Origin of the sequence: Cupriavidus pauculus (genome assembly GCF_008801835.1) — a bacterium.
In the GTDB taxonomy this organism is placed as follows: Bacteria; Pseudomonadota; Gammaproteobacteria; order Burkholderiales; family Burkholderiaceae; genus Cupriavidus; species Cupriavidus pauculus.
Window position 1 is genome coordinate 1 of the sequence record NZ_VZOW01000061.1, and the last position, 11,731, is coordinate 11,731.

The window sequence follows — 11,731 nt, forward strand, 5'->3', positions numbered from 1 at the left end:
CCGGCCCGCGCCGCACTGGAAGCGGCGCGCCAGGCTTCGGCAGGCAAGGGCGCCGCGCGGCCACTCGGGGCTGGCGCGTCTCCGGCTGCTGGCGCCGCCGCGGCAGGTGCGCCGCGCTCGCCCGCCCAGCCGCTGCGTCCGCCATCGGCCTCACGTCCCGCTGTGACATCGGCACCGGCGTCGATTCCGGCCGGCGAGACCGTTCGCCCGCAGTCGGATCCGGCGCGTACGATTCAACCGACGCCGTCGGCATCAACCGAGCCGACTGCGCCGACGACTGCGCCAGCCGCTTCGCTTGCGCCGAGCGCACCGTCCGCTTCCCCGGCGTCCTCGCAGTCCGCAGCATCGGCCGCGTCCGCGCCGGCCGCCAGGGCGCCGGTGCGCGACCGTGCTCCGGCCGCGCCGGCTGCGGACCAGGCTGCGCCATGGGGAGGCAGCAGCGTGCCGCCATGGGAAGACATGCCGCCCGACCTGCCGGTGATCGGCCCGTACGACGCCGATCCGGGGTTCGACCCGACTTTTGGCGGTTTTGATAACGGTTTCGAGTCCGACCCGGTGGAACGTGCGCCGCGTGGCGCGCGCCGTGCCGCGCCGGCGCAGGCTGCGCCACAGGCGCGGCGGCCCGAACCGGAAGCCGCGCCGGCAGTGCCGCTGGCACCCGCCGTGCCGCCGGTGGCGCCCAGTGCGGCCGACGATGGCACGCCGCCGGTGTTTACCGGCGATTGGCCGTCGTTTGCCGCGGGTCTGCCTTTGAAGGGGCTGGCGCAACAACTGGCGCACCAGAGCGAGCTGCATCGCGTGGTCGGTCGTACGCTGCATCTGCGCGTGCCGGTCGCGGCGATTGCCGAGGCCAATGTCGCCGAGCGGCTGCAGGCCGCGCTCAATGAAACCTTCGGCGTCGACGTGCGCGTGCAATGTGAAGTCGGCGCTGTCACGCATACCGCTGCGGCGGTTGAAGCCGCGGCGCGGGCCGAACGCCAGCGCGAGGCGGAAGCCAATATCGACCGCGATCCATTCGTGCAGGGTTTGCTGCGCGAGTTTGGCGGACAGATCGTGCCCGGGTCGATCCAGCCACGCGCCGCCTGAATTCCAGAGGCGGCCCGGTGTACGACAGTCCGGCGCCGCCCATCCACCTACACGTATCCAAGGAGTGATTCCATGATGAAAGGTCAACTGGCCGGGCTGATGAAGCAAGCCCAGCAGATGCAGGAAAACATGAAGAAGATGCAGGAGCAACTGGCGCAGATCGAGGTGGAAGGCCAATCCGGCGCCGGCCTCGTGAAGATCGTCATGACCTGCAAGAACGATGTGAAGCGCGTGACCATCGATCCCAGCCTGCTGGCCGACGACAAGGACCTGCTCGAGGATCTGGTCGCCGCCGCATTCAACGACGCCGTGCGCAAGGCCGAAGCGACCACGCAGGAAAAGATGGGCTCGATGACTTCCGGCCTGCCGCTGCCGCCGGGCTTCAAGCTGCCATTCTGATGCAGGCGTTGGCACTGGCGGCGCGGTCATGAAGGCCGCTGCACCGACTTCGCTGCAGGCGCTGATCGAAGCGCTGAAGGTGTTGCCCGGCGTTGGACCGAAATCGGCCCAGCGCATGGCCTATCACCTGCTGCAGCATGACCGCGACGGCGCGCGCAAGCTGGGCGACGCGTTGCGCGGTGCTGCCGACGGGATTCGCCATTGCGAGCGCTGCAACACGTTTACCGAGCAGGAAATCTGCGAAACGTGTCGCGATCCGGCGCGCGACGCATCGTTGCTGTGCGTGGTGGAAACGCCGGCCGATCAGGTCATGATCGAGCAGACGCTTACCTACCGCGGGCAGTATTTCGTGCTGATGGGCCGGCTTTCTCCGCTGGACGGCATCGGCCCGAAGGAAATCCATCTCGATCGCCTGCTGGCGCGCGCCACCGATCCCGAATACGGTGGACCGGCCACCGAGGTGATCGTCGCCACCAATTTCACCAGCGAAGGCGAGGCCACCGCGCACTATGTCGGCGAAATGCTCAAGGCGCGCGGCATCAAGGTCTCGCGGCTGGCGCGCGGCGTGCCGGTCGGCGGTGAACTCGAATATGTCGACGCGGGCACCATTGCGCGCGCCGTGATGGATCGCCGCACGCTCTGACGATGAATCTCGCGCGCTTCGATCTCGTGACGCTGGGGCTGTTCGTGGCGGTGGCTCGGCAGGGCAGCATCTCGGCCGGTGCACGCCAGTCGCACCTTGCCGTGGCCGCCGCCAGCAAGCGCATTTCCGATCTCGAAGCCGCTGTTGGCGCGCCGCTGTTCTTTCGCCACGCGGCGGGCGTGCAACTGACGGAAGCCGGACAGGCATGCTTTCACCACGCGCTGACGATCCTGCAGGATGTCGAGCGCATGGCGGGCGTGATGTCCGATTATGCGTCGGGCGTGCGCGGGCAGGTGCGCGTCTGCGCCAATACCTCGGCCATTACGCAGTTTCTGCCCGATGACCTTGCGCAGTTCATGCGCCAGCATCCCACGATCCGCATCGAACTCGAAGAGCACAACAGTAGCGATATCGTCGCCGCGTTGATGGAGAACCGGGCGGACGTTGGCATCTTCGCCGATCGCACGCCGTGCGCGGGGCTGGTCACGGTCGAGTATCGGCAGGACGAACTGGTCATCATTACGCCGCCGAACCATCCGCTGGCGCAGCGCGGCGCGGTGCATTACGCCGATGCGCTCGAATTCGATTTCGTCAGCCTGCCGCAGGTCACGTCGCTGGCCGCGCGCCTGCTCGAGGAAAGCAGCCGTCTGGAACGCCAGTTCCGTCTGCGCATCCAGGTGCGCAGCTTCGACGCGATGTGCCGCATGGTCATGGCTGGCATGGGCGTGGGCGTGCTGCCGCGCATCGCCGCGGAGCCGCATGTGCAATCGATGGGCTTGTCCCTGGTGTCGCTCGAGGATGCGTGGGCGCGACGCTCGCTGCTCATCGGCATGCGTGATCCAGCCGGGCTGACCGTATCCGCGCGGCTGCTGATTTCCCATCTTTGCGGAGATCGCGCGCCGTTCTGAATGCGCACGCACCGGGCTGCGCTACAGCGCCGTCACGCCGTCGTGCGCGTATTCCACACGATTGCGTCCATTCTTCTTGCCGCGGTAGAGCGCCTGGTCGGCGCGCGCGATCATGCCGTGAATCGTGTCGCCTTCCTGCACGCATGCCACGCCGAGACTGGCCGTCATCTGCCGCGTGACGGAGAAATCGCGCTCTGCGACGGCACGGCGTAACAGCTGGGCGAACTGCACCGCCTCCTGCAGGCCGGTGTCAGGACAAATCAACAGGAATTCCTCGCCACCCCAGCGGCCGACGATGTCCGATGGCCGCTTGGTGGCCAGCATGCAGTCGGCCAGCTCCATTAGCACCTGATCGCCAATCTGGTGGCCGTGATTGTCGTTGACCGACTTGAAGCGGTCCACGTCGATCAGAATGATCGAAAACAGGCTGTCGGTGCGACGGTGGCGTTCGAACTCGTCGATCAGCACCTCGTCGAGCCGCCGTCGATTGAAAACCCCTGTCAGTTGATCGGTGCGCGACAGCGTCTCCAGCTGACGGTTTTTCTCGACCAGTTCGCTCTGGGTCGCCTGGATCTGCGCGAAGGCGTTGTTGCTGCGCTGGATTGCCGCGCGCACGGTCATTTCCGCTTCGGTGCGCTCGGCGATGATCAGCCGCAGTTTGCGCAACACATGATTGAAGCCGTCGATCACGCTGTCGAATTCGGTGCGGCCAAGCCGCGCCAGTTCGTCGAGATGCCCCCCTTCGCTCGACGCCAGCTGGAATAGCGCGCGCTGCAGGTTTTCCAGCGGACGGAATACCATGCGCAGGCCAAACGTCAGCAGCAGCACCAGCACCACGTCGATGGCGGCAACCTCGGTCACGCTCTGGATGGCTGCCGTGCGCAGCGCCGCGTGCATGGCATCGCGGGAAAATCGCACCACCGTCTTGGCGATGGCCTGTTCGCGGCGCTGCGCGTCGATGCCGTCCGGCGGGTAGATCGGGATTTCGTCAAGGATGCCATGGGCGCCGGCCACCGTGCATGGCGCAGTCCCCGCCATGACCGGACGCCCTGCGGCGGCGTAGATTTCCCGCCCATCTGGAGAAAACACGCAGGCCTCGAAAACTTCCGCATGCATCAGCGTCGACTCAAGCCGCGTGCGCATGATGCCCACATTCAGCGCCCATACCGGCTCGGCAAGGTTCTGCTGCAGGCTATCCAGGACTTCGGCGCGGGTGCGTTCGAAGCGCTGTTCGAGGTCCTGCCGCAACTGCCAGTGCCGATGCGCGGCAAATGCGCCCAGCGTTGTGGTGACCACAACGATGAACAGCACGATCATCCTGTTCCGGATCGATTGAGCCGGCGGCGGCAGTGGCATGGATTTGGTGATCCTGGAGAATCAATGGGGCATTCTATTGATCCGCCGCGCGGTTGAACAGCATCCGGAATGTGGCCAGCTCCGGGTGCAGGACCTCGTATTGCTTGCTGAAGCCGATATGCACCGTTTCGGTCTTGATCGTCATGACGCGCCGGGACTTGTAGCGCATCCGTTCGGGCAGTCCCTGCGCTTCCAGCGCCGTCAGCGCTTCGTTGATCACCACGCTCGGATTGACGACGCAATCGATCTCGCGCACCAGCATCTTCTTGACCAGATCCTGGAATTCGTGTCCTTCGACGACTTCGATCCTGCCCTCCCGCGCCATATCGAAGAAGCGCGGGCCCGGCGCCAGGTAACCGCGCTGGTTGCCGAACCTGAGCCCGGCGAAATCGTCGGGATAGGTCTTGAACGCGCGTCCTTCGATCGCGTCGCGGTTGCAGTGCACGGCGACCTCTTCGGCGTAGAACGCCTTCGAATGATTGAGGAACGGGCGCGACTCAGGACGGTAATACACCCCGAGAATGCCGGCGCTGTTGCCGTTTCGGGCTTCCTCGACGGTGCGCGCCCATGAGGCAAAGCGGATTTCCACCTTGTATTCCGGCGGCATGCGCTTGAGCACCCGCATCACGCTGTCGATGTAGGCGCCGCGCGGCACGCCGTTTTCCTCGTAGGAAAGTGGGCGCTGGCCGGCTTCCGAGTAGAGCACGATGGTGGTGGGCGCCGCGGCCAGCGGGGCGGCCCAGCCATACAGGGCCATGCACAGCGCCTGGCAGGCACGGCTGCGAATGCGGAAAATTTGCATGGTTTCGGTTGCCGCTGGATAAGGGACTGCGCGCCGGGCCGTTACAGACTGCGCCGACGCGCCGCGCGCCGGCCCGGTCCGAACCCCAGCCACGATTAACGGCGCGATTGCGGCAGAAGTTGACCCTCTCCTCAGGGTAAGTCCCGATCTTTCGCATTCCGAGATAGCCCGCTTTCCGGAATGCCGATTCCGCGTCACGCCGTCGCTGGGGCACACTGCGTCCAAATAAAGCCAATCCCCCGAAACGGGTCAGTGTTACGGAGAAGTGCCCACATGGCGCAACAGATTCTAAATGGCATCAAGGTTCTGGAACTGGGCCAGTTGATAGCCGGCCCATTCGCCGCCAAGACCCTTGCCGACTTCGGCGCGCACGTGGTCAAGGTGGAACCGCCCGGCCAGGGCGATCCGCTGCGAAAGTGGCGCATGCTCCATGAGGACACCTCGGTCTGGTGGGAGGCGCAATCGCGCAACAAGCAGTCGATCGCTATCGACCTGCGGCAGCGCGAAGGCCAGGATCTGGTGCGCAAACTGGCGGGCGAGGCTGATGTACTGATCGAAAATTTCCGCCCCGGCACCATGGAAAAGTGGGGCCTGGGCTGGGATGTGCTGCACGCCGCCAACCCGAAGCTGATCATGGTGCGGGTGTCAGGCTACGGTCAGACCGGTCCGCGCAAGGACGAACCGGGCTTCGCCGCCGTGGCCGAGGCGATGAGCGGCCTGCGCTACCTGACCGGCGAGCCGGGCCGTCCGCCCGTACGCGCCGGCCTGTCGCTCGGCGACACCATCGCCGGGCTGCACGGTGCGCTTGGCGTGCTGCTGGCCCTGTATGAGCGCGATGCGCGCGGCGGCCAGGGGCAGGTCATCGACGTGGCGCTCTATGAATCGCTGTTCAACCTGAGCGAAAGCCTGCTGCCCGAGTATTCGGCGTTCGGCGCCGTGCGCCAGCCGGCCGGCGGCGCGCTGCCGGGCATCGCGCCGTCCAATGCCTATCCATGCGGCTGCGGCGACTATGTGCTGATTGCCGCCAATGGCGACGCCATCTTTCGCCGGCTGATGAGCGCGATGGGGCGCGACGATCTCGGCGAGGATCCCGATCTCGCGCGCAACGACGGACGGGTCAGGCGTGTCGACGAAATCGATGCCGCGATCGCCGCCTGGACCCGGACGCAGACGGTGGCGTCGGCGCTTGAAGTGCTGCGCGGCGCTGACGTGCCGTCGGGGCGCATCTATACGGTCAAGGATATTGCCGAGGACCCGCATTACCGCGCGCGCGGCGTGATCGAGACGGTGACCTCGGCCAAGGGCCTGAGCGTGGAGGTGCCGGGCATCATCCCGAAGCTGTCCGGCAACCCCGGCGCCATTCATGACCGCGCGCCCACGCTGGGCGAGCACACCGATTCCGTGCTGGCGCAGGCCGGCTTCGACGCGGCGGCGATTGCCGACCTGCGCGCCCGTGGAGTGATTGCATGAGTGCCAATTCCTATCCGCTGGCCGGTCCGGCGAAGATCGAAATTAACGAGGTGGCGCCGCGCGACGGGCTGCAGATCGAGCCGTTCATCGTCCCGACCGACGCCAAGGTGACGTTTGTCGATGCGCTGGCCCACTGCGGCTTTGCGCGTATCGAGGCCACTTCGTTCACGTCGGCGCGCGCCATCCCGGCGCTGGCCGATGCCGAAGCCGTGATGCACCGGATCGAGCGCGTCCCGGGCGTGCGCTACACGGTGCTGGTGCCGAACCTGCGGGGGCTCGAGCGTGCGCTGTCGTGCCATCCCGATGAAGTGAACCTCGTGATGTCTTCGAGCGAAACGCACAATCGCGCCAATCTGCGCATGACGCGCGAACAGTCGAAGGCGCAACTGCTGGCGATGATCGCAGAGGCGACCCGGACCAACGTGCCGGTGAACATTTCTCTGTCGACCGTATTCGGCTGCCCGTTCGAGGGCGAGGTCGGCGAGGCCGATGTGATGGCGCTGGCCCGCACGTTCGCGGATGCGGGCGCCGCCGGTATCACGCTGTGCGACACCACGGGCATGGCATATCCGAACCAAGTGGCCGCGCTGTGCGCATCGTTCCAGCGCGCGCTGCCGCGCACCGGTCTCACGATCCATCTGCACAACACGCGCGGCATGGGGCTGGCCAACGCGCTGGCCGCCTGGCAGACCGGCGTCACGCGATTCGATGCCGCGGCCGGTGGGCTGGGCGGCTGTCCGTACGCGCCCGGTGCCAGCGGCAACGTCAGTACCGAAGAACTGGTGCATATGTTTGCGTCGATGGGCGTCGATACCGGCGTCGACCTGAGCGCGCTGCTGGCGGTGGTCGGCGGCGTGTCGGAACTGGTGCAGCGCGAGGTGTCCAGCCAGTTGCTGCGTGCCGGTCCGCGCCTGCGCACGCATCAGCCGCCCGCATGGATGGCCGAGTTCTTTGCCCATGCCGATGCGCAGGCCCAGCCTCAGCCCCAACCATAACGCGGCACACCAGCGAAAGATTTCCCCAATACAACAATCGGAGACAACATGAATCGCAATCTCATCGGCGCCGGCGTCGTACTGGCGATGGCCGGTCTGGCATGCACGGCGGCCGCGCAAGCCCAGGAGGGCAGCTATCCCAATCGGCCCGTCATGCTGGTCGTGTCCGCCGCAGCAGGCGGCACTACGGATCTGGCGGCACGTCTGATTTCCGAGCCGCTGGCCAAGGCGCTGGGCCAGTCGGTGGTGGTCGACAACAAGCCGGGCGGCAACGGCACGATCGCCGCGCAGGCGGTGCAGCGCGCCAAGCCAGACGGCTACACGCTGCTCGTGCAATATTCGGGCTATCACGTGATCACGCCCTTGCTGACCAAGACGTCGTGGGATCCGGTCAAGGACTTCGCGCCGGTGGCAAACCTGCTGTCGGCGCCGCAGGTGCTGGTGGTTCGTCCCGGGCTGCCGGTGAAGTCGCTCAAGGAGCTCGTGGCCTACGCCAAGGCCAATCCGAACAAGCTCAACTACGCGTCGTCCGGCAATGGGTCGCTGCAGCACGTATCGACCGAACTGCTCAACCAGATGGCGGGCATCCAGATCACGCACGTCCCGTACAAGGGCACCGGCCCGGCCATGACCGATCTGCTCGGCGGCAACGTCGACATGACCATCACCACGCCGCCGCCGCTGATGGGCCATATCGCCGCCGGCAAGCTGCGCCCGCTGGTGGTCACCAGCAAGACGCGCCTGCCGAGCCTGAAGGACGTGCCATCGGCGCCCGAGGCCGGTTATCCCGATCTCGATGTGTCGTCCTGGTTTGCGATGTACGCGCCGGTCGGCACGCCCAAGCCCGTGATCGACAAGCTGACGACCGAGATCGAGAAGATCATGAAGACCGAGGCCTTCCGCAAGAAGGCCGAGGAACTGGGCGCGGACGCCCGTTACATGAACCCGCAGCAGCTCGATCAATTCCAGAAGGCCGAACTGCAGCGCTGGGCCAAGGTGATCAAGTCCGCCGACATCCACGCCGAATAATCCGCAGTCAAGCTGTTTGAAAGTCCGCCGGCGTAGCATCATCGCCGCCGCGCTTGTCCCCGCATCAGGTGTTGCCCCGATGCGGGGACGTCCGCCGTCGGGTAGCATCGCCGGGAGCCGCTTTGCGGCGCGCCCGCGGTGGCGCGTCACGCCCTCGTTCAAACAGAAGTAAAAAAGGCAGGAGAGCAATATGTACAACAAACCTTTCTGGAAACAGCTGCTGATCGCGCTGGCGCTGTTCCTGGCAGGCTGGTTCACGTTCGGCAGCGCATTCGCGCAAGGCAAGCCCGAGAAGTCGAAGGTCACCATCGCCGTCGGCGGCAAGAACCTGTTCTACTACCTGCCGCTGACCATTGCCGAGCGTCTGGGCTACTTCAAGGAAGAAGGCCTGGACGTGGAAATCGTTGACTTCGCCGGCGGCGCCAAGGCGCTGCAGGCCGTCGTGGGCGGCAGCGCCGACGTGGTGTCGGGCGCCTACGAGCACACCATCAACCTGCAGGCCAAGGGCCAGCATTATCAGGAATTCGTGCTGCAGGGCCGCGCGCCGCAGATCGTGCTGGTGGTGTCCAACAAGACGATGCCGGCCTACAAGTCGATCGCCGACCTGAAGGGCAAGAAGATCGGCGTGACCGCGCCGGGCTCGTCGACCAACATGATGGCCAACTTCGTGCTGGCCAAGGCCGGCCTGAAGCCGTCCGACGTGTCGTTCATCGGCGTGGGCGCCAGCGCTGGCGCGGTGTCGGCCATGCGCTCCGGACAGATCGACGCGATGGCCAATCTCGATCCGGTGATCTCGATGCTGACGCAGAAGAACGAGGTGAAGATCGCGTCGGATACCCGCACGCTCAAGGAAACGCAGTCGGTGTTCGGCGGCAACATGCCGTCGGGCTGCCTGTACGCATCGACCAAGTTTATCGAGCAGAACCCGAACACCACGCAGGCGATGACCAACGCCATGGTGCGCGCGCTGAAGTGGCTGCAGAAGGCCGGTCCGTCGGACATCGTCAAGACCGTGCCGGAAAGCTATCTGCTCGGCGATCGCGCGTTGTACCTGTCCGCCTGGGACAAGGTGAAGGAAGCGATCTCGCCCGATGGCGCGATGCCCGCGGACGGCCCGAAGACGGCGCTGAACACGCTGCAGCAGTTCGACCCGGAACTCAAGGGCAAGTCGATCAAGCTCGAGAACACCTTCACGAACACGTTCGTGCAGAAGGCCAACGCCAAGTACAAGTAAGCATTCCGTCCCTCTGGACGCCTCCATCGCCCGCCGTGCGCCGCCGCCCGGCGGGCGAAACGTTTCTCAGAGTCATGCCGTCATGAGCACGCCTGCACTTTCCCTCGAAAACGTGACCTGCACCTTCGTCTCGCGCGAAGATCGCGCGCAACGCTACACCGCCGTGCGCGATGTCACGATGTCCATCCAGCCCGGCGAATTCCTGTCCGTGGTGGGGCCCACCGGCTGCGGCAAGTCCACGCTGCTGAACGTATCGGCTGGGCTGCTGGAACCATCCACCGGCACCGTGCGCGTGTTCGGCGAACCGCTCAAGGGGATCAACACGCGCGCCGGCTACATGTTCCAGACCGAAGCGCTGATGCCCTGGCGCAGCGCGCTGGATAACGTGATTGCGGGTCTGGAGTTTCGCGGCGTACCGCGTGCGGACGCCGCGGCGCAGGGCGAGGAGTGGCTGCGGCGGGTGGGACTGGGCGGGTTTGGCGACCGCTATCCGCACCAGTTGTCGGGCGGCATGCGCAAGCGCGTGAGCTTGGCGCAGACGCTGGTGATGGACCCCGACATCATCCTGATGGACGAACCGTTTTCAGCGCTCGACATCCAGACGCGTCAGCTGATGGAGAACGAAGTGCTCGAACTTTGGGCGGCCAAGCGCAAGGCCGTGCTGTTCATCACGCACGACCTCGACGAGGCCATCGCCATGAGCGACCGCGTGGTGGTGCTGTCGGCGGGCCCGGGGACGCATCCGATCGGCGAGTTCGTCATCGACCTGCCGCGTCCGCGCGACGTGGCCGAGATCCGCAATCATCCGCGCTTTGTCGAGCTGCACGCCGCCATCTGGGACGTGCTGCGCGAGGAAGTGCTCAAGGGCTACGCGCAGCAGCGCAAGGTGGCCTGATTTACCGACTTTCCGGACAAGAACAAGATCATGGCATTTCGTCCCGACTCCCAAGGCATGCTGCGCGTCTGGCAGTTGCTGCTCCTGGTGGTGATCCTGCTGGTGTGGCATTTCGCCACTCGCTCCGAGCAGGTGGCATTCTTCTTTGGCGAGCCGCTCGTGGTGGCGCAGCGCATCTGGAGCTGGTTCGTCGTCGAGCGCGACATCTATATCCATCTGGGCGTGACGCTGATCGAAACCGTGCTGGCCTTCGGCATTGGCACGGTGGCCGGGCTGGGGGTCGGACTGTGGCTGGCGCTGAGCCCGTTCACGTCGGCCGTGCTCGATCCTTATGTGAAAGCCGCCAATTCGATGCCGCGCGTGATCCTGGCGCCGATCTTCGCGGTCTGGTTCGGGCTGGGGATCTGGTCCAAGGTGGCGCTGGCCGTTACGCTGGTGTTCTTTATCGTGTTCTTCAACGTCTACCAGGGCGTGAAGGAAGTGAGCCCGGTGGTGCTGGCCAACGCGCGCATGCTTGGCGCAAATCGCCAGCAATTGCTGCGTCACGTGTATCTGCCCAGCGCGACGAGCTGGGTGTTTTCGTCGTTGCACACGTCGGTAGGCCTGGCCTTTGTGGGCGCCGTGGTGGGCGAATATCTCGGATCGGCGCGCGGCGTGGGATACCTGATCCTGCAGGCCGAAGGCACGTTCGACATCAACACCGTATTCGCCGGCATTGTCGTGCTGACCGCGTTTGCACTGGTGCTGGACTGGATGGTGACGGTGGGGGAAAGACGGCTGATGAAGTGGCAGCCGAAGTCCGGCGAGACCGAAAAACTCTGAGATGCCGCGGTTTGCGCCGCCGGCCCGGGCGATCGGGCGGGGCGCAAGCGCGGCGCGGCCCGCGGCGGGGCGGGCCGCGCCGCGGTCGTTGG

The 11,731-nt window shown here is 65.7% G+C and carries 12 protein-coding genes; 10 read left to right on the top strand and 2 right to left on the bottom strand.

Features of this window, described 5'->3' with window-relative positions; genetic code table 11:
- The 4 genes from F7R19_RS28715 to F7R19_RS28730 all read left to right on the top strand — a co-directional run.
- Positions 1–1,086: DNA polymerase III subunit gamma/tau C-terminal domain-containing protein (locus F7R19_RS28715; protein ID WP_282959956.1), on the top strand; the 1,086-nt coding region annotated here is incomplete at its 5' end.
- 72 nt (positions 1,087–1,158) lie between these two features.
- Entirely contained in the window at positions 1,159–1,485 is a 327-nt protein-coding gene (locus F7R19_RS28720; RefSeq protein ID WP_061960109.1) for a YbaB/EbfC family nucleoid-associated protein, read from the top strand.
- 28 nt (positions 1,486–1,513) lie between these two features.
- Positions 1,514–2,128, top strand: coding sequence for a recombination mediator RecR (gene recR / locus F7R19_RS28725; protein WP_150982903.1), 615 nt, complete (start codon positions 1,514–1,516; stop codon positions 2,126–2,128).
- Between the two features lie 2 nt (positions 2,129–2,130).
- Positions 2,131–3,036, top strand: coding sequence for a LysR substrate-binding domain-containing protein (locus F7R19_RS28730; RefSeq protein ID WP_061960107.1), 906 nt, complete (start codon positions 2,131–2,133; stop codon positions 3,034–3,036).
- A 21-nt stretch (positions 3,037–3,057) separates the two neighbouring features.
- Here F7R19_RS28730 and F7R19_RS28735 read toward each other — a convergent pair whose 3' ends face one another.
- Together F7R19_RS28735 and F7R19_RS28740 are read right to left on the bottom strand one after the other, a co-directional pair.
- Positions 3,058–4,392, bottom strand: coding sequence for a GGDEF domain-containing protein (locus F7R19_RS28735; protein ID WP_150982904.1), 1,335 nt, complete (start codon positions 4,390–4,392; stop codon positions 3,058–3,060).
- Positions 4,393–4,426: 34 nt separating this feature from the next.
- Positions 4,427–5,194 carry a substrate-binding periplasmic protein gene (locus tag F7R19_RS28740; protein ID WP_150982905.1) on the bottom strand — a complete coding sequence of 256 codons (768 nt, stop codon included), beginning with the start codon at positions 5,192–5,194 and terminating at the stop codon, positions 4,427–4,429.
- 273 nt (positions 5,195–5,467) lie between these two features.
- Between F7R19_RS28740 and F7R19_RS28745 the strand changes: the two genes are divergently transcribed.
- From F7R19_RS28745 to F7R19_RS28770, 6 genes are all read left to right on the top strand, one after another.
- The gene (locus tag F7R19_RS28745) at positions 5,468–6,664 is read left to right on the top strand and encodes a CaiB/BaiF CoA transferase family protein (RefSeq protein ID WP_061960104.1); all 1,197 of its coding nucleotides are present in this window, start codon (positions 5,468–5,470) and stop codon (positions 6,662–6,664) included.
- Positions 6,661–7,659, top strand: a complete 999-nt coding sequence (locus F7R19_RS28750; RefSeq protein ID WP_150982906.1) for a hydroxymethylglutaryl-CoA lyase — start codon at positions 6,661–6,663, stop codon at positions 7,657–7,659. The genes F7R19_RS28745 and F7R19_RS28750 overlap by 4 nt, the downstream gene beginning before the upstream one ends.
- Positions 7,660–7,707: 48 nt before the next feature.
- A complete protein-coding gene (locus F7R19_RS28755; RefSeq protein ID WP_150982907.1) occupies positions 7,708–8,688 on the top strand; it encodes a Bug family tripartite tricarboxylate transporter substrate binding protein in 981 nt (326 codons plus the stop codon).
- 190 nt (positions 8,689–8,878) lie between these two features.
- A complete protein-coding gene (locus tag F7R19_RS28760) occupies positions 8,879–9,922 on the top strand; it encodes an ABC transporter substrate-binding protein (RefSeq protein WP_061960101.1) in 1,044 nt (347 codons plus the stop codon).
- 82 nt (positions 9,923–10,004) lie between these two features.
- On the top strand, positions 10,005–10,817 hold the full coding sequence (locus F7R19_RS28765; RefSeq protein WP_061960100.1) for an ABC transporter ATP-binding protein: 813 nt from the start codon (positions 10,005–10,007) through the stop codon (positions 10,815–10,817).
- Positions 10,818–10,847: 30 nt separating this feature from the next.
- Positions 10,848–11,639 carry an ABC transporter permease gene (locus tag F7R19_RS28770; protein ID WP_150982908.1) on the top strand — a complete coding sequence of 264 codons (792 nt, stop codon included), beginning with the start codon at positions 10,848–10,850 and terminating at the stop codon, positions 11,637–11,639.
- Positions 11,640–11,731: the final 92 nt, after the last annotated feature.